General features: G+C 65.3%; 19 protein-coding genes. 5 read left to right on the top strand and 14 right to left on the bottom strand.

Going from position 1 to position 18,063, the window contains the following annotated elements:
- The first annotated feature begins 59 nt into the window (after positions 1-59).
- On the top strand, positions 60-1,205 hold the full coding sequence (locus ACZ9H4_RS15815; RefSeq protein ID WP_408141356.1) for a substrate-binding domain-containing protein: 1,146 nt from the start codon (positions 60-62) through the stop codon (positions 1,203-1,205).
- A 173-nt stretch (positions 1,206-1,378) separates the two neighbouring features.
- Here ACZ9H4_RS15815 and ACZ9H4_RS15810 read toward each other — a convergent pair whose 3' ends face one another.
- On the bottom strand, positions 1,379-2,230 hold the full coding sequence (locus ACZ9H4_RS15810; RefSeq protein ID WP_476119550.1) for a LysR substrate-binding domain-containing protein: 852 nt from the start codon (positions 2,228-2,230) through the stop codon (positions 1,379-1,381).
- A 100-nt stretch (positions 2,231-2,330) separates the two neighbouring features.
- Here ACZ9H4_RS15810 and ACZ9H4_RS15805 point away from each other — a divergent pair, with 100 nt between their 5' ends.
- A complete protein-coding gene (locus ACZ9H4_RS15805; protein WP_476119548.1) occupies positions 2,331-3,182 on the top strand; it encodes an alpha/beta fold hydrolase in 852 nt (283 codons plus the stop codon).
- A 291-nt stretch (positions 3,183-3,473) separates the two neighbouring features.
- On the top strand, positions 3,474-3,857 hold the full coding sequence (locus ACZ9H4_RS15800) for a hypothetical protein (RefSeq protein WP_408141514.1): 384 nt from the start codon (positions 3,474-3,476) through the stop codon (positions 3,855-3,857).
- Positions 3,858-3,884: 27 nt separating this feature from the next.
- Here ACZ9H4_RS15800 and ACZ9H4_RS15795 read toward each other — a convergent pair whose 3' ends face one another.
- The 13 genes from ACZ9H4_RS15795 to ACZ9H4_RS15735 form a co-directional block, all read right to left on the bottom strand.
- On the bottom strand, positions 3,885-4,931 hold the full coding sequence (locus ACZ9H4_RS15795; RefSeq protein ID WP_408141353.1) for a vWA domain-containing protein: 1,047 nt from the start codon (positions 4,929-4,931) through the stop codon (positions 3,885-3,887).
- On the bottom strand, positions 4,928-5,488 hold the full coding sequence (locus tag ACZ9H4_RS15790; protein WP_408141352.1) for a tetratricopeptide repeat protein: 561 nt from the start codon (positions 5,486-5,488) through the stop codon (positions 4,928-4,930). The genes ACZ9H4_RS15795 and ACZ9H4_RS15790 overlap by 4 nt, the downstream gene beginning before the upstream one ends.
- Positions 5,485-6,471: a vWA domain-containing protein gene (locus ACZ9H4_RS15785; protein ID WP_408155798.1), complete on the bottom strand. Its 987-nt coding sequence runs from the start codon at positions 6,469-6,471 to the stop codon at positions 5,485-5,487. Before ACZ9H4_RS15785 ends, ACZ9H4_RS15790 begins: the two co-directional genes overlap by 4 nt.
- Positions 6,468-7,406 carry a calcium incorporation protein MxaA gene (locus ACZ9H4_RS15780; protein ID WP_476119545.1) on the bottom strand — a complete coding sequence of 313 codons (939 nt, stop codon included), beginning with the start codon at positions 7,404-7,406 and terminating at the stop codon, positions 6,468-6,470. Before ACZ9H4_RS15780 ends, ACZ9H4_RS15785 begins: the two co-directional genes overlap by 4 nt.
- Positions 7,403-8,266, bottom strand: a complete 864-nt coding sequence (locus ACZ9H4_RS15775) for a DUF58 domain-containing protein (RefSeq protein ID WP_408141349.1) — start codon at positions 8,264-8,266, stop codon at positions 7,403-7,405. Before ACZ9H4_RS15775 ends, ACZ9H4_RS15780 begins: the two co-directional genes overlap by 4 nt.
- Positions 8,267-8,308: 42 nt before the next feature.
- Positions 8,309-9,328: an AAA family ATPase gene (locus ACZ9H4_RS15770; RefSeq protein ID WP_408141348.1), complete on the bottom strand. Its 1,020-nt coding sequence runs from the start codon at positions 9,326-9,328 to the stop codon at positions 8,309-8,311.
- Positions 9,329-9,617: 289 nt separating this feature from the next.
- Positions 9,618-10,073: a DUF3280 domain-containing protein gene (locus ACZ9H4_RS15765; protein WP_408155802.1), complete on the bottom strand. Its 456-nt coding sequence runs from the start codon at positions 10,071-10,073 to the stop codon at positions 9,618-9,620.
- Positions 10,074-10,201: 128 nt separating this feature from the next.
- Positions 10,202-11,218, bottom strand: a complete 1,017-nt coding sequence (locus tag ACZ9H4_RS15760) for a LysR family transcriptional regulator (RefSeq protein WP_476119542.1) — start codon at positions 11,216-11,218, stop codon at positions 10,202-10,204.
- 5 nt (positions 11,219-11,223) lie between these two features.
- Entirely contained in the window at positions 11,224-11,562 is a 339-nt protein-coding gene (locus tag ACZ9H4_RS15755) for a carboxymuconolactone decarboxylase family protein (protein ID WP_408141513.1), read from the bottom strand.
- Between the two features lie 118 nt (positions 11,563-11,680).
- Positions 11,681-12,436, bottom strand: coding sequence for a hypothetical protein (locus ACZ9H4_RS15750; protein ID WP_408141345.1), 756 nt, complete (start codon positions 12,434-12,436; stop codon positions 11,681-11,683).
- Positions 12,433-13,347: a substrate-binding domain-containing protein gene (locus ACZ9H4_RS15745; protein ID WP_408326961.1), complete on the bottom strand. Its 915-nt coding sequence runs from the start codon at positions 13,345-13,347 to the stop codon at positions 12,433-12,435. Before ACZ9H4_RS15745 ends, ACZ9H4_RS15750 begins: the two co-directional genes overlap by 4 nt.
- A gap of 29 nt (positions 13,348-13,376) precedes the next feature.
- Complete coding sequence (locus ACZ9H4_RS15740) at positions 13,377-13,799, bottom strand: c-type cytochrome (RefSeq protein WP_408141343.1); 423 nt, start codon at positions 13,797-13,799, stop codon at positions 13,377-13,379.
- 183 nt (positions 13,800-13,982) lie between these two features.
- Positions 13,983-15,800, bottom strand: a complete 1,818-nt coding sequence (locus tag ACZ9H4_RS15735; RefSeq protein ID WP_408141342.1) for a methanol/ethanol family PQQ-dependent dehydrogenase — start codon at positions 15,798-15,800, stop codon at positions 13,983-13,985.
- A gap of 452 nt (positions 15,801-16,252) precedes the next feature.
- Here ACZ9H4_RS15735 and ACZ9H4_RS15730 point away from each other — a divergent pair, with 452 nt between their 5' ends.
- Positions 16,253-16,651 (top strand): 4a-hydroxytetrahydrobiopterin dehydratase, encoded by a 399-nt coding sequence (locus ACZ9H4_RS15730; RefSeq protein ID WP_408141341.1) that lies wholly within the window; start codon positions 16,253-16,255, stop codon positions 16,649-16,651.
- Positions 16,652-17,006: 355 nt separating this feature from the next.
- Positions 17,007-18,032: a beta-ribofuranosylaminobenzene 5'-phosphate synthase family protein gene (locus tag ACZ9H4_RS15725; protein WP_476119538.1), complete on the top strand. Its 1,026-nt coding sequence runs from the start codon at positions 17,007-17,009 to the stop codon at positions 18,030-18,032.
- Positions 18,033-18,063: the final 31 nt, after the last annotated feature.

Raw genomic sequence — 18,063 nt, 5'->3', positions numbered from 1 at the left:
GGTTCTTGTGAAATGGCTGGAGACGTAACACCGACAGGAAAAACCAACGGAGGAGAATCATGAAACATCGTCGTGGCTCGAGAAATGTTCTAACCGGGGTCCTCGCGGCGGCTGCCGTCGCGGCGCTCGCTTCGCCGGGCGCCTGGGCGCAATGCGTGACCAGCCTGCCCGCCGGGTCGATCGGTCCGAAGACGATCGTCGGGCAAGGACCGAACGGGGAAAAGGCGTCTTCGGTGGAGGCGATCAAGCTGACCGACGCCGATATCGCGAAGATCAAGGCCGGCAAGTTCAAGGTGGGCATTTCGATGCAGACCATGAACCTCGACTGGTCGCAATTGCAGGTGCAAGGCATCACCGATACGCTCAAGAAATACGGCGTGGAAGTGATCGGCACGGCGTCAGCCGAGTACCAGGTCGACAAACAGATCGCCGATATCGAGAACACGATCCAGCGCCATCCCGACGGCATCATCTCGATTCCGGTCGACGGCACCGCGACCGCCGCCACGTACAAGAAAGTGTCCGCCGCCGGCATCAAGCTCGTCTTCATGGACAACGTGCCGACCGGCCTGAAGCATCCGGAGCAATACGCGTCGATGATTTCGGCGGACAGCGAGGGCAACGGCCAGATCGCCGCGAAGGTGCTCGCGTCGTGCGTGCCGCAGGGCGCGACGATCGGGCTCGTGAATTTCGGCGTGGATTACTTCAGCACGACGGAGCGCACGAAGGCCGTCAATGACTGGATCAGGAAGAATCGTCCGGACATCAAGATCAAACAGGTCGCCTTTACGGACCCGTCGAAAGTGGGGCAGATCGCGGGCGATTTCCTCACCGGCAATCCGGACGTGAAGGGCCTGTTCGCTGTCTGGGACCAACCGGCGCTCGACACGCTGACCTCGATGCGCGCCCAAGGCGTGAACATTCCGGTCACGACGGTCGATCTGGGTCTTCAGTCCGCGATCGAGATCGCCAAGGGCGGACCGCTCAAGGCGACCGGCTCGCAACGTCCCTATGATCAGGGCGTGGCCGAGGCCACGGCGATGATGAAGGCGCTCATCGGACAGACGCCGCCGGCGTGGATCGGTGTGCAGTCCCTGCCGGTGGTTCAGTCGAACGTGCTCGAATCTTATAAGACCGTGTTCAAGAAAGATCCCCCGCCGCAGTTGGCCGATGCTTGCAAGAAGGCCAAGCCGGCTTGTGGGTGAGGCTACGGTTGAAACGCTGCGATAGCTCGCGCGTGGCCAACGGATTTGAAGCCGACCGCCGGTCCTGTTCGCCCGCGCGCATTCGGCTTCGGGTGGCAGGAAGCCCCGCCTGATCGCATCCACCCGGCGCGGGTGGATGCCCCGCTTCGCGCCCATGCCGGGCGATCGCGCGGCTAGCGCCGCAACTCCGCGACGATCTTCTCCGCCAGAAAATCACACGGCGGACGATTCGACGACGTACTTCGCGCAAGCACCATCTCCAGCGCCGGAATCTCGGGCAATCCGTGCGTGCGCCCGAGCCGCGCAAAGTGCGCCGGCACCGCGCATTGCGCGAGCGGCACGATGGCGAGCCCCGCTTCCGCCATCGACAGCAACCCGAGCAGGCTCGGGCTTTCATACGAGGTCCGGTAGGGAATCTTCGCGCGTTCGAGGCTGCGAATCGCGTTTTCCCGCGCGACGCTGCCGGGCAGGAACACGGCAATCGGCAACGGCCGCTCGCGCCATATTTCATCGGCGCCCGGCGCCGCGGCCCACTCCATGGGTTCGAGCCGGATGAACTCGCCCGACAGTCCTTTGATCCGCGTCGCGCACACCAGGTCGACGGAACCGTCCTTCACCATCGGCGCGAGCGCCACGCTCGGCAAACCCACCACGCGGATTTCCACCTTCGGATAGGTCGCGGAAAACTTCTTGAGGATCGGCGGCAGCAGCGACGACGCGTAATCGTCCGGCACGCCGATGCTTACGCGCCCGGTCACGTCCGGCCGAACCACGGCCGCCCAGGCTTCGTCGCGTAACGCCAGCATGCGGCGCGCGTAGGTGAGCAGCACTTCGCCGTCCTGGGTCGGGCTCACGCTTCTCGGCTTACGCACGAAGAGCGGCTTGCCCAGCGCGATTTCAAGCGTCTTGATCTGCATGCTGACCGCCGATTGCGAGCGATGCACGACCTCCGCCGCCCGGCTGATGTTGCCGGTATCGGCGACGGCGACGATCATGGTCAGAACGTCGAGACCGAGAGCCTTCATGTGCGCAAGCCACTATCAGAAAAATTGATGGATTCGATCAATATTACGCGATTTTCCAGGACAAAGGAATCGGGCATAGTGCCGGCAAAGGAGCTAGTCAATGAACGCCCGTACCAACCTCGCAGTGCTTGCCGTACCGGAAATATCCTTTGCGACCATCGCATCGGGCATCTGCGTACCGTATGTCGAGTGCGGCGAGGGCGAACCCCTGCTGTTCGTGCACGGTTCGCTTTGCGACTACCGCTACTGGAGCGCGCAGACCGCGGCGCTGTCGCAGCACTTCCGCTGCATCTCGGTGAGTCTGAGCCACTACTGGCCGGCGAGCGAAGCTTGCATCCAGAGCGAGTTCGGCTGGCAGACGCACGTGGCCGAACTGGCCGAGTTCATCGAGGCGATCGACCTGGGGCCGGTGCATCTGGTCGGCCATTCGCGCGGCGGCTGCGTGGCGTTCAATGTGGCGCGCGACTATCCGCGGCTCGTAAAGACGCTCACGCTCGCGGACCCGGGCGGCCCGCTGCACGTCGAAGGGATGACGCCGGCGACCCTGCCCGCCTCCACCAACGTGCTGCGGGCGCGCGTCGCCGAACTGATCGAGAGCCAGCAGATCGACGAGGGACTGGAGCTGTTCGTCGACTCGGTGAGCATGCCCGGCGCGTGGCGCAAGAGCCCGGCTGCATTCCGTGCGATGGCGATCGACAATGCGGGCACGCTGCCCAAGCAGCTGCGCGACCCTTTGCCCGCCTATTCCCACGAAACGGCGCGCGAGGTGAAGTGCCGAACCCTGCTCATCGATGGGCAAAAGAGCCCGCGCATGTTTCGCAACAATGTGGAAAAGCTCTCCACATGGATCGACTATGCCGAACGACAAACCATCGAAGGCGCTTCGCATGGGATGAACGTGTCGAATGCGGGCGCTTTCAACCGGTTGCTGCATGCGTTCGTGAAGTATTGAAACGCGATTGAATCAAGTGATCTGCGCGGACAGCAGCACGGTGCGCGGCGCGGCGTTCGTGATGGACGTGGCCGCAATGCGCAGAGCGTCGCGAGGTAAGCGCGCGTGCGCCTCTCCAGCAGCGACGGCTCGATCAAACTCCTCGACAGGCGTTGCGCCCGCCGCCTGCTGGCTTCGCTCGCGACGACAGCCCGCGCGAGGCCGCCAGGGATCGATCAGAGCCGGGAAAAGGCACCGACACAATATTGGGTAAGCTTGTCGTCGATCCCGTTACCCGAGACTTTTTCGCCGATGCCTTCTTCGATCCGCAATTCGCTCGTCTGGATATTCGACGCGTTCGAGCGCGATTCGACCTTCGTCCAGAAGCAGATGTTCGGCTGTGCTGCCGCCTATCTCGACGGCCTGCTGTGTCTGATCGCCGCCGACCGGGGCGAGCCGTGGAACGGTCTGCTGGTCTGCACATCGAAAGAGCGCCACGCCGCGCTTATCGCCGACATGCCGGCTTTGCAGCCGCATCCCGTGCTCGGAAAATGGCTGTACATCTCGCAGAACGATCCGGCGTTTGAAATCACCGTTGAACAGATGACGACTCTGGTGATGGCCCGCGATGAGCGTGTCGGTGTCGAGCCGAAGCCACGCAAGCGTCGCGGCAAACTCGCGTTGCCCAAAACATGAGGCGCCTCCCCCGCACTCCACCAGGGTTCAGACGTCTGCCTCCGTGACCCGCAACCTCTCCGATCGCGGCCGCTCCACCACCGGACGCTCCGGCGAGCGCGCCGCCAGCGCCGACAAGGTCCTCGCGGCAAGCCGCCGCATCGCATCGCGCCAAACCCGCAGCCAGGTCCAGACGACATCCGGCACAAACCGCCCGACCAGCAGCAACAGCGCAAACAGCGCGGGAATCCAGCGCATATCCACCGGCACCGGCTCGCGATGAGCGAGGCGCACGTCCAGCATGGCATCGCCCAACGCATTCGTGGCCCACAGCCGCCGATAACCGAGCCCGGTCTGCCCACCCACGAACGCGAGATACTGACCGCGCAACTCGGAAAGCTCCTCATGCGTCTCGATCCGCGGATCGGCCCCCGGCAAAGCGGGCACCTGTACCACGTCGTCGGCCTGCCAGTACCCGATCCGATTGCCGTTGACGTCGGTCCTCGGAATCGCCGCGGGCTGGTCGCCGCCCACGCCGATCAGCCAACCTTCGATCCGCGCGGGATTCAGATCCCGCATCAGCGCCCGCGACGCCGGCAAAGGCGGTGCTTCCTGGCCATCGGTGATGAACACGACGGCCGCGCCACGACCGACCTCCTGCGCCACGCGCACCGCCGAATAAACCCCGCCCTCGGCGATACGGCTCCAGTTGGTCCAACGCATGCGCCCGTCGATACCGTCGAGCGACACCAGCAGCGCGTCGTAGTTGCCGCACACCTCGAGGGGCGCCAGCAACAGCAAGGTCCGTTGCCCGGTGAACACGCTCCAGCCCACCTTCGAGCCGCACGGCAACTGTCCGAGCGCGTCGCGCATCGCGGCCTGCGCGAACTTGAGCCGGCTCACCGGCGCGCCGTTCAGCACGACATCCTCGACGTCCATGCTTTGCGTGATATCGAACGTCACAATGTAGTCGAAGGTATTGCGCGGCAGCGTCACATCCGGCATCACGACCGCCGCGATCAACGCGACGAGCGCGAGCGGCGTCAGCCAGTGACGCACCCTCGCGAAGCCCGGCGTGTGGGCCCCGGCGCTCATGGCAAGTCCTTGCTCTCGGGGTCGCGCACTTTCACGTTGTGCTGCTCTTTCACATCCGGCTCGTCGAGCGCGGTGGGCGTTTCAGGCGCGAGCCAAAGCGCGCGTTCGAGGTTGTAGCGCGCGTCCCAATCGCCCGGTGACGCACGCAGCAGCAGCCGGTAGCGCGCCTTGGCCTCGCCGATCATCGCGATCGACCGGATGCCGTTCGACGCGCCCTCGCCGCCTCCCTCGCGCAGATACATATTGCCGAGATCGAACAGCGCCGTGCGGCCGAGGTCGTCGGGATGGTCGTGGATCAAACTTTCGTAGAGCCGCGCCGCCGTATCGTAGGCACCCGCTTTCGAGAGCGCCGTCGCGCGGGCCAGCAGAACCTGCGGCGCCTCTTCGTTCGAATGGTTCGGATGGTTCGCGTGGGTCTCGCGCGCATCGCTGCTCGCGGCAGCAATCGCCTGATTCAGCTGGCCGGCGTGCTGAAGGCGTATCCAGCTATACGCGGCGAAACCCGCGCAGGCCAGCGCCACAGTGGCGAACACGGCGTGAATGAGGGTGCGCGTCATGCCCAGCTCCGTACCTGAAACAGACGCATTGCCATCAGCATGGCCGCGCAGAACAGCGCGAGCGCGAAGCAATACGGACTCCAGTCCTGGCGAGGCAAATGCTCGACAAACGACGTCAACGCATTCTGCTGCCGGTTGATTTCGGCGACGGCCGCCATCATCGCCTTCGCGTCGCCGGCCTGAAAAAGGCGGTAAGGCGTCGGCAGCGACAGAAAATAGCGATGCAATTCGGCTTCGGCCGACGCCTCGCCGGCGGGCAACGTCGCGTTCAGATCGGGGCTGTAGATGCCGCTGCGCAAGTAGATGAAGTACAGCGCGATCTGATTGCGCAGCAGACTCGCCTGAATGCGCCGCCGCACCGTTTCGTCGAGCCGCGCGCCGCCGTCGGAGACGAGCACGATCGCGCGGCGGCCCGACGACGGGCGCCCTTCGAACTGATCGAGCGCGGCCAGCATCCCACGGTCGAGTTGCGTGTCCGGCATACCGCGTCCGATTGCCGTCGCGGCGATGGCATCGTCGATCGCACGATGGTTGTAGGTGAACGGCATCGCCAGCACGGGACTGGTGCCGAACATCATGAACGCGAGGCGGTCGTTGGGGCGCTGGCTCACGAAGCTCGTCAGCGACGCGCGCGCCACCTTGTTCTTCGACTCGCCGCGCGGCGACTCGACGCCCGGGCTCGCCATCGGCTCGTCCATGCTGGCGCTGCGATCCATCAGGATCAGGATCTGCGCGCCGCTGCCGGTGCGCGGCACCTGCAGTTGCGAGCGCCCCGGCCCCGCGAGTCCGACGACGATCGCCGCGATCGCCAGCACGCCGCACACGCGCGCGAGCCATCCCACCCAGCGTCCGACATGATCGGGCGGCAGCCACGCGACGCTGGAAAACGGCAGCGTATCGCTGCGCCGCGGCAGCAACGGCAGCACGGCGAGCGGCAGCAGGATCAGCATCCACGGAGCGGCGAAGTCGAGGGCCATGATCATCGCTGGTGACGCCGTTCGGCCCGATACAGCGCACGGCACAACGCCTGCAACGGAAATTCGGCGGTGTCCGGGACGGGTTTGAAAAAGCGCTCGGCCGACACCTGATAGAAATGCTCGAGTTGCGCGCGCAGCGGCTGCAAATACGGCGCGCGCGCGAGGAGACCCGGCAACGAACCTGCATGCACGACCTGACCCGCGGTTTCGTTCAATGCCCGATGCAGGCAGAACCACGCGTCCTTCGACGCGGCCGCTTGCGCACCTTCGAGCCGCCGCATCTGCCGCCATGCGCGCGCAAAGGGCAGCCGGTCCGACTCGCGCCGGTTGCGCCACGCCCACCATCCCGCCCACGCCAGCAACGTCGCGAGCAACAGACCCAGCGCCCACGCAATCTGGCGACGCAAGCCGGCGGTGGGCAGCAACGGCGCCCCGCGATCGGGGCGTAACGGCTGCAGGTCGCCGTCCGCGAAAACGGCCGGCGGCGTGAGCGGTGCGACGCTCGCCGGCCATTCGGCCACCCGCAGTTGCGCGCCGCTGGCCGAGCTCAGCGTCAATGCGGGCAATGCGATTTTGGTGAGCGTTTGCGGCGCATTGACGACCTGATAGCTGATCACCATCCAGCGGCGCCCCTGCGCATCCGTTTCGAGCGACGCAGGCCCGCGTTCGAGCCAGACTCCGGTGCGGCCAACCGACGGCGGCGTGACCGCGCCCATGTCATGGCCACCCGCCTGCAGAAGCACGCGTTGCGTGAGCACATCGCCGAGCACGTAGCCGAATGCGCGCGGCTGTTCGACTGTGGCGGGCACCGCCGTGGCGGCATTGCCAATGGCCGCGTGCGTCGTGCCGATCAGCACGATCAGCGTGCTCAGCACTGCCGGCAGCACAGATCTGCACCAGCCCCCCCGAGCAACGCCGATCCGGAGCCCGCAAAGTCTCATACGGTCGTCTCCAGAAAATAGCGCGACATCGCTTCCGGATCGAAGGCGCCTTCGAGATAGAACGGCCGCATGCCGCGCGGGCCGAACGTCGCGCCGAGTTCCGCGCGACGGCGCACGACGCCCTCACGCCAGCGCTCGCGGATGCTGCCGCGCAGCCACACGCTGCGCTCCTCACCCGACTCGGCATCGTTGACGGCCAGCAGTTGACCGTTGCGCGGCGGCGAGATTTCCGCCTCGTCCCACACCACGATCGGCACCACGCACGCATGCACCAGCATGTCGAGCACCGCCGGCATCTGCACGAGCGGCCAGTGGAAGTCGGACACGACGAACACCAACGCCTGCCGCCCGGCAAGACGCGCCGCACAGCGCCGCAGCCCGTCGATGCCGCCGCGCCCCGCTTCCCGGGTCGCGCACGTGCGCAGCATCGTCGCGAGCAGATTGCCCGTGCCCCGGCCATAACGCTCCGGCATGAAGAGGTCGTCGCGTGCGCCAGCGTCGAAGGCCAGCATGCCCAGCCGGTCGCCGACACGGAATGCGCTATAACCCAGCGCCTCGACGAAGTCCGCGGCAACCTGCAACTTGGTTCGACGCGAGCCGAACTGCATGGACGCCGACACGTCGACGATCACCACCACCGGCACCGCCACGCGCTGCAGATTAACCCGCACGAGCCATTCCGAGCGCGCCGCGCGCACGCTCGCGCGCAAGTCCAGCCGGCGCGGATCGGGGTAGTCGAAGAGGCGCCCGTGCATCGCGAATTGCTGGCCGGAGCCGAAGCTCGAACCAGGATGCGAGCCCGGCCGCGCGCCGCCGGCGCGGGTCGGCAAACGGTAGTGGAATTCGGCTGTGCCGTTCATGGTTCGGAGCGCATCAGGACATCTCGCGCGGTTCGGCGCGCATCAGGGCACGGCCACTTTGGCCATGATCTGCGCGATCAGCGCTTCGGCCAGCTCCTGGCGGCGCAGTTCGTAGATCGGCGTGAAGAAGACCCGATGACCGAGCGCAGGCATCAGCACCTCGTGGATATCCTCCGGAACCAGATGCGAGCGTCCCGCGAGCCACGCGACCACGCGTGCGGCGCGCAGCAGCGCGCTCATGCCGCGCGGACTCGCACCGGCGAGAATCAGCTGCTGCATGTCAACGCCGTCGAGCGTAATGCCGAAGCGCAGCGGCGTTTCCGTCGCCTGCCAGATGTCGAGCGCGTAGCGTTCGATCGTCGCGCTCGCCTGCACGTCTTGCTGAATCGCCGCACCGACGCTGTTCAACTGTTCCCACGCGACGACGGCGGGCTTCAGCTGTGCGAGCAGCGCGTCGACGTCATGGAACATCGTATCGAACACCAGCGCGCGCCGGACGTCCGGCTCGGCGGGCGTGGGCATGTTCAGCTCGAACAGGAAGCGGTCGCGCGCGGCCGAGGCTAGCTCGAAGGTTTCTTCTTTTTCGACCTTGTTGCGATCGGCGAACACGGTCATATGCGGGAAGCGGTGTTCGCGGTCGAACGCCCAGACCGAACGCTCGGCCATCGCGCGCAGCAATAGCGACTGCACCTGCGGACGGGCGCGATTGATTTCGTTGAAGAAGAAGGTCGTCAACTGCTCGCCGTGACGCAGGAGCGGGCCGGGATCGATACGCGGCTTGCCGTCGGCGTCGACGTACGTGTGATAGACGAGGTCGCCCGGCATCAGATCGATGGTGCCTTCGACGCGCTCGAACTCGCCGCCGACCACCCGCGCAAACGCGCGCAACACCGTCGTCTTGCCGACGCCGACGCCGCCTTCGAGCAGCACGTGGCCCCGGGCGAACAATGCGACGTTGATGAGCCGCAGCGTTTGCTGCTGGCCGATGACAACCCTGGCGACTTCGCTTTCGATTTGCAGTGCGTGAAGACGCCAGTCCTGAAGCTGTTCGCCAGAACTCATCGATGCGATCTCCTCCTTATACCCTGCTGATTGTCGTGCGGCGCATGCTGTGTGCCGGAGCGGCGAAACGCGCCCGTCTTTCTGGTTCTGTTCTACCGGTGTGCGCGTCGAGTCCGGCTGAGTCCGGCTGCGTGCGCCTGCACCGGCATCCGTTCAAGCACGGTTTATGCCGGTTACCCATGACCCGCATGGAGCACCGCACCGCAGCCGGATCGTTGTCATCCTGTCACGACATTCGGGTACACACTGTGCCATTGGCACACCCCGTTGCTGCGGATTCGCGTCATTGTCACGGAGCCGCGTGCTTGCCTGACGCATCCGCGGCGTCTGCCTCCACGAGCAACCCGACCAGTGCGGTCGCGCCGCGACGCCACGACAGATCCGTGTTGCCGCGAATGTCGACCGAGCGTTGAAACAGGGTCCTGCCGCTCGCGACGTCTTCCACGCGCAGGTTCAGATTGAGAATGAGGTTGCTGACTTTCTGCACCCAGCAGACTGCTGCCTGTTCGACGCCCAGCGCGCGCCCGACCTGCCGTGCGCAGCTATCGCAGGTGAACAGATCCTGCTCTGCGCCGAGTTTGGCGATCAGTTCGGCCGCCCGGGCGTTGTCGGCGACGCGGTAGCGCTGGCTCGCGTCCAGTTGCGCACGCACGGCATCGCTGATCATGCCGATTCGCGCCGCCTGGATGCGATTGGTCTCGGCGTCGTTGTAGGCGGCGTTATCGTCGATCAGAACGCAGTTCATCACCGCAATCGAAACCGGCCCGGCCCACACGGGCGCTGCACTTAACCCGAATCCGGCGATGCCGGCAACGATGACGCACAACAGGCTCACACCACGCGCAAGCGAGGCACGCAACGAAAACCGCCGCCTCATTTGACGGGCCCCGCGCCGGCCGCAGCGCCCGTCACACCCACCAAACGTTCAAAGGGTGCGTATTCGTGCTCCAGATGCGTCGCCGCATGATCGAGCAGAAACTGGCGAAACACCACGCTGGTCGGCGACAACTGCTTGGACCGCAGATGCACGATCTGCCAGGTGCGCTCGATCGGCGTGCCGTTCACGTCCAGCAAAGCAATCTCGCCGGTACGCAGTTCCAGCAGCAGCGTGTGCAGCGAGATCAGGCTCACGCCCATGCCCGCCATCACCGCCTGCTTGATGGTTTCGTTGCTGCCTAGCGTGACGATTTTCGCGGGTGTGAACAGATGCTGCCGGAACATCACCTCGGCGGCCATGCGCGTGCCCGAGCCGGGCTCGCGCAACAGGAACGTGTCGCCCTTCAGTTCCTGCAGATCGAAGCGGCGCGCACCGCATAACGGATGATTCAGCGGCGCGATCACCACCTGAGGATGGCTGGCGAGCGGCTCGGTCGTCGTATCGAGTTCGGGAGGCGGGCGTCCCATGATCGCGAGGTCGATCGCGTTGTCCTGCAGGAGCCGCAGCAGCGCATCGCGATTGCCGACCGAAAAGTGCACGTCGACCTTCGGGTACAGATGCGAATAGAGCGCGAGCAGTTTCGGCGCGAAGTAGGTCGCGGAACTGACGATCCCTACATTGATCGATCCGCTGTCGGCCTGCTTGAGCGAGGTCATCGCATCTTCGGCGTCCTTGATCTCGCCGAGAATGCGGCTCGCGTGGTGCGTCAGCATCTCGCCCGCTTCGGTCAGCGTGAGCTTGCGCGCGACGCGCTCGAACAGCCGCAGCCCGATCGCATCTTCGAGTTGATGAATCTGCATCGAGACGGCCGGCTGGGTCAGATGCAGTTCCTCGGCCGCGCGCGCGAAGCTCGTATAGCGGCTCGCCACGACGAAGATCTGCAACTGCCGCAGAGTCAATGAGCGGATGAAATTCAGCTTGACCCGGTTCGTCGCGAAGCGCGCGGTCTGCATGTGGGCTAGCCGCTCTGCTGACCGAAGGCGTCGAGCGCGCGCGCGGAATAGACCAGCGCCGCGCCCGCGTTCAGCGCGATCGCCACCGACAGCGCCTGCGCCACCTCGTCCCGGCTCGCCCCTGCCTTCGCGGCGGCGGCGCTATGCAGCGCAATGCAGCCGTCGCAACGGGTGGTGACGGCGACCGCCAGCGCGATCAGCTCGCGCGTTTTCGCGTCCAGCGTGCCGGCGCGGGCAGCGGCGCCGTCGAGCGCCTGGAAGCCGGCGAGCGTGGCCGGCGCGGCGGCGCCGAGTTCGCCGATGGCCTGCTTCAGTGTCGGGGCGTAGTCGTGGGTGTCGATCAACATGCGTGAATTCCTTGTGGAAGTTCAAGGGCGCGCGGCGGACGTAACACGGCACGGCCGCGCAATCGCGCGACAAGCGGCCAGCGACAAGCCGCAACTGCCATCGCAGGCAGCCGCGCTAACGGCTCGCCCGTGGCGCATTCGACGACTTCAACGGCGCCTTCTCCGGTGTCGGCAATTTGCGCAGCACCGACTGGAAGCTCAGCGTCTCGGAATGCGCCGGATGCGCGAAGTCGTTGTTCGCGCCCGGCACATCGGTGCGAATCAGGACCACCTGGCCCGGCACGTCATCGGCAAGCAGGAAGGTGTAGCGCTTGCCCGTGAGTTGCGCGAAACGCGCCGCGTTCGGGTCGTTCAGATACGGCTGCACGACAATGCGCCGGGCACGCACGGACTTGCCGCCGGCTTCGGCCGTCACGCTCTCGATCTGCGGTCCGGCCGCGAGCGCGAGGCGCAGGCGCTGTTGAAAATAGCGCCGCTGTCCGCCCGTCAGACCCTGCATCTCCGTGATGTCTCGCTCCAGAAAATAGATGATCACGGGGTTGCATTGCAGCCCGCCGTTCGGCAACGGCACGCTGCCGCTATGGTCCGACACCTGGGCGTCGCCTTTCGCGTTATCCGGGCTGACCACCAGCACCTTGACGAGATCGGCGTTGCGCGACGGCTTTTCGGAATCGACCATCGCGTAGTCGAGCTCGGTCTGCGCAGCGACACCGTGCAGATGATCCGTCGTGAAGATCAGCTGTTCCGCCGGCGTGATGGCGCCGGTGCCGGGCGCATCCGCCGCGTGCGCGGCGAGCGGCACGGCGCACGTCGCCCACATCGTCATCCATGCCGCCGCCGCGCGAAGCAAAGCGCTTCGTGCCTCCATCATGGCGACGCGTCGCCGGGTTTGGCCGCCGGCACGTCGACCGGCTTGAGCAGCGGCACCTGGTAGCTGGTGAGAATGTTGTCGATCTTGTCGTGGTTCGCGCCGATCCATTGATCCACCTTGTCTTTCCACGCCTTTTCGCCGTAACGCACGCCCATCGAGATCGCATAGTCGAAGCGGATGCCGGGCCCTGCGGGAAACGGCACGAGCCTGACCGTGTCGCCGGCGTGCTTCGCGAAGTAACCGGCGATCGGCCCCCACAGAAACACCACGTCGACGTTGCCCGCGCTCAGATCGTGTTCGATCATCTGGCCGGGATACTCCTGCGGATCGCCGCTTTGCACCCGGTACGAAACCGCCTGATCGATCAGATTGTGGCTGAGCAGCCAGTCCACCGCCGGGGTCTGCGAAAAGATGCCGAAGCGCAGTTTTTTCAACTGTTCGGGCGGCAGCTTCAGCAGGTCGTCGGGCGTCTTGATGCTGGCGAATTCGGGACGATTCGGGAACACCATCGCATAGGTCGATCGCAGATACGGTTGCGTGGTCGACGTCATGTCGTAGCCCTTCGGCACGCCAATGATCAGGTCGCACTTGAAGCGCTCGCTGCCGTCCTCCTTCTCGCGCAACGTGTGGCGCACGAAGCCCATGCGCTGCGGGAAGTAGGTGTACTCCAGCTTGTAGCCGAAATCGCTCGCCATCTGGCTCGCGATCCGGTTTTCGTAGCCCTCGCCCTTGCTGTTGGACAGCGGCATGTTGTTCGGGTCCGCGCACACTCTGAGGATGCCGTCCGCGCCGTCGTTATTGGGTAGCTCGGGGCCGTCCGCCCTCACCGCTGCGCTCGCGAGCGCAGCGCAGCAAAGCGCGGCCGCGCTGAGCGCGGCGTGCACGGACATGCTTCTTTTTTTATGACGCATCGTGAGCCTCCGAAAGAGTTGCGCCGGCCTCATTTAGCAGCATCGATGGCCTGCAGATCGCCCGGCTTGATCTGGCCGTCGGAGCGCCCTTTCAGATAAGCATAGAGGTTTTCCCAGTTCTTCTGCATCATCTGGCTCGTGCTGAAATCGGGCATGCCCTTCTCCACCCGGCCGCCGAACACCGTGCGATGAAACTCGGTCTTGTCGAGCGTCTTGAACGCGTCGATCAGCGACGGTCCCACCATGCCTTGCTGCTGCGCGCCGTGGCAGCGTTCGCAAGCGAGCGCGCGCCATGTTTTCCACCCTTGCAACGTATTACTGTCGACCTTGCTACCGTCGACCACCTTGTATGCGACCTGCGCAATCGAGGGATTGTTCTGAGCGTACCCGACGGGTAGCAGGACAAGTGCCGCGGGCAGTGTCGCGAGCAACAAGATTGATCGGCCTTTCATGCACATGTCTCCTTCAGGATGAACGGCGCCCCCGCTGCGTGTAGGCGACGCATCGGCGAAACGGGCGCGCGTGGGGTGATTCGTGTGTGCGGAACGGACTGGGGAGCCGGCCGGTGCGCCCTCCGTACAACGGACGCGCCGGCCGTGGGTATCAATCCGCTCCGGTGTTTCAGCTCCGGTGTTTCAGCTCTTTTCGCTCGGGATCGCGAACACGAAGAGCGTGCCGCCTAGCGCGGTGTACTTCGCGAGTTCACGATAGCCGCCGACCGCGCCCAGACCTTCGGTCGACTTTTCCAGACCGGCCGCCATGCCGATACCGGCCCAGCCGCCGATGCCCGAGTACACGCCGACGAACTGCTTGCCGCCGTACTCATACGTGAAGACGTTGCCGATGATCCCCGACGGCGTCTTGAAGCGCCACAGTTCCTTGCCGTCCTTGATGCGGACTGCCTTCAGGTAGCCTTCCAGCGTGCCGTAGAAGGCCACGCCGCCGGCCGTGGCGAGCACACCCGACCACACCGAGAACTTCTCCGGCTTCGAGTAGACGATCTTGCCCTTGCTCGCATCCCACGCGATGAAGTTGCCCATCGCGTTGTTCTCGTTCGGGCCGGGATACATCGACAGCGTGGCGCCGACGTACGGCTGTCCCGACACGTAGTCGACATCGAACGGCTCGTAGTCCATGCAGACGTGGTTGGTCGGCACGAGGAACAGGTTCGAGTTCGGATCGAACGCAGCCGGTTGCTGGTCTTTCGAACCGAGCGCCGCCGGGCAGATGTTCTTCACGTTGTGATCCGAGCCTGCTGCCTGGGTCGAGTACGCCGCGTTGCGGATCGGCAGGCCGCTCTTCAGGTCGACGCGATCGGCCCAGTTCACCGCCGGGTCGTACTTCTGCGCGACGAGCAACTGGCCGGTTTCACGATTGAGCGTGTAGCCGAAACCGTTGCGATCGAAGTGGACGATCGAGGGCACCTTCTTGCCGCCGATGTTCAGGTCGGACAGGATCATTTCGTTGACGCCGTCATAATCCCATTCGTCGTGCGGCGTCATCTGGTAGACCCAGCGAGCCGTGCCGGTATTCAGGTCGCGCGCGAAGATCGACATCGACCATTTGTTGTCGCCCGGACGTTGCGTCGGGTTCCATGTGCCCGGATTGCCGGTGCCGTAGTAGATCAGGTTGAGTTTCGGGTCCCACGCATACCAGCCCCACGTGGTGCCGCCGCCCAGCTTCCACTGATCCCCCTTCCACGACTTGAGCGACGAATCCGCGCCGACCGGCACCATCTTGCCGTCGGTATAGGTCATCGTCTTTTGCGGGTCGAGCAGCATTTCGTTGTCGGGGCCCGTGCTATAGGCCGTCCAGACCGGCTTGCCGGTCTTGATGTCATACGCGATGAGCCGTCCGCGCACGCCGAATTCACCGCCCGAAATGCCGGTCACCACCTTGTCGCCGAAAACATGCGGCGCGTTGGTGTTGGTTTCACCCGCTTTCGGATTGCCGTTCTGCGCGGTCCAGACCACATCGCCCGTCTTCGCGTTGAGCGCCACGAGTTTGGTGTCGGCCTGTTGCAGGAAGATCTTGCCGTCGCCATAAGCGAGACCGCGGTTGACGGTATCGCAGCACATCACGGAGACGACCTGCTCGTCCTGTTTCGGTTGGTATTGCCAGGCGAACGTCTGGTCCTTCAGGTTGATCGCGATGACCTTGTTGGGAAACGGCGAGTGGATGTACATCGTGTCGCCGATCACGAGCGGCGAGCCTTCATGACCGCGCAGCACGCCAGTCGACATGGTCCAGGCGACCTGTAGCTTGCCGACGTTGTTCTCGTTGATCTGTTTGAGCGGGCTGTAGCGGTGATTCGCATAATCGCCCGCCTGGGCCGCCCAGTTGGATGGATTCTTCATCAGGCCGTCGAGCTGCGGATCGGCCTGTGCGACGATAGAGCTAAAGGCTGCCGATGCGAGGATCGCGAGCCCAAGAACCGTGGTGCGTAAGTTCATGTCTCCTCCAGAATTGTCTTGCTGTTCAACTCACGAATGACCCACGCTACCTCGCACGCATCGTGCGCGCCTTCTCGAGTGCAGGTAACGATTTACGCGCTGTCCCGATTCGACGTCGGGCTTCGCGGCGCATTAACGGCCAACGCATATTCCATGCCGACTGTGGCGCCGAAGGACAGCCTATGGCCGGCATCGGGTTGCCGTGCGGCACGCGAGCCCCGCTGCACGAGTCGCGCGTCGCGAGGCGGCCGTTGCAGGGCTCATCACCGATGCCGCGCAATGCGACGGATGTGACACGCGTGAACCCGTTGCGTTACGCGATGCGACACATACTGTGTCACGCCGGTGATACGAAGCGTGTCCTTTGCGAGTCATCTACCCGTGCGAACTGGCCCGGCACTTGCAGCATTCCGTAGTTCGGCGGGCGTTGCCCGCTTCCGAGGAGAACGGTCATGGCAAAGACAGAGCAGGTCTATTCCGACGAGGAGATCCAGCAACGCCTCGTCGGTCCGCTGCAGCACTGGTATCTCGAGGACGGCTGGCTGCGGCGCAAGTACCGGACCGAAGGCTGGAAGGGCACGCTGATGGTGGTCAATACAGTGGGCCATCTCGCGGAGGCCGCCTGGCATCATCCGGATCTGACGGTCTCCTACGCATTCGTGACCGTGAAGCTCAAGACGCATAGCGCGAAAGGCATCACGGACAAGGACTTCGCGCTCGCCACGAAAATGGAGTCGGTGATCCAGTGGCAACCCGGGCTCGAGGACGGTCCGCTCGAAGGCACGCCGTCCGACGATCAGCGCTTTCGCTATATCAAGTACGACGCGCCGAAACCCGCGCAAGGCGAGTGAGGGGTTTTCCCCTACCGCGCATTCCCGCTTGCCGGACGTGTGCCTCGCGGTGACCGCCGCGATGCGATGACGCCAGGGTGCAACACCGCGTGACACAGTGCACCTTCGGCGTCACACAGCGTCCACACGTACGCGGGACAACACGGCAGGCGGCGCGTTTCACCGCGACCTGAAGCGGCTATTCAAGTGGCCTGATTGTCGCGTGAGGCGGCGCTCTCCCGCGCTGGCCGCACGCCTGCGCGCCTGGTACGGCTTCTGCTTGAACTCGCCCGGCGCGCTGCCGCGATGCACCGCGCCGAATCCACCGGCGCCCTTCGGCCAGACCCTGTTCAGCGCACCCACAAGGATACTTGCGATGCCGCTCCAGTTTCGCCGCCTTCCGCCTCACACCGCCATCACCGTCGATGCGCCCGCGCGCCTGCATCTGGGTTTTCTCGACCCGAACGCGTCGCTAGGACGTGCGTTCGGCAGCCTGGGACTGGTGATCGACGCGCAGGGCACAAGGCTCGAAGCACGCCTCGCGGAGCGCGAGCGGATCGAGGGCGCGGTGACCGAAGCGGACCGCGAGCGCATCGCGCTTTGCCTCGCGCGGTTGCAGGCCGCCTACGGAGCCGCGACGGTCGCGATCGACGTCACGCATGCGCCGCGTGCGCACACCGGCCTCGGCTCCGGCACGCAGCTCGCGCTGGCCGTCGGCACCGCGTTCGTGCGCCTGCTCGGCCATCCGGCGAGCACCGCCGAGATCGCCGGGTTGCTCGGGCGCGGTGCGCGCTCCGGCATCGGCATTCTCGGTTTCGATGCGGGTGGCCTGCTGCTGGACGGCGGACCGGCCGGCGATCTCCATCAGGGCGTGCCGCCGCTGCTCGCACGCCAGCCGTTTCCGCACGAATGGCGCGTGCTCCTCGTGAGCGACCACGCCCGCCAGGGTTTGCACGGTGCAGAGGAGCGCCGCGCCCTCGCCTCGCTCGCGCCGTTTCCGCAGGCGCTTGCCGCGCACCTGTGTCATCTGGTGCTGATGCGCATTCTGCCGGGCGCGGCCGAGCATCACTTCGTGCCGTTCGCCGAGGGCCTCACCGACATGCAGCAGACCATCGGCGAATACTTCGCCAGCGTGCAAGGCGGCGTGTTCGCGAGCCCCGACGTCGAGCGCGTGCTGCGCGCGGTCGCCGCCGAACGGACGGCGGGCATCGGCCAGACTTCGTGGGGCCCGACGGGCTTTGCCATTCTCCCGAGCGCGCCCGATGCCGACAGCGCGCTCGCCACCGCGCGCGAAGCGGCCCGCGCGATGCCGCATATCGAATGCACGGTCGTCGCCGCGCGAAACAGCGGCGCGGTCATTCGCAACACCGACGCGCACGCGCAGCGGATCGACGCCGCATGACGCCCCTCAGGTCCTGCGCCCGTTGCAGGAG

The organism is Paraburkholderia sp. TE9906, assembly GCF_056279605.1.
This window is presented reverse-complemented; position numbering and strand designations above follow the sequence as displayed.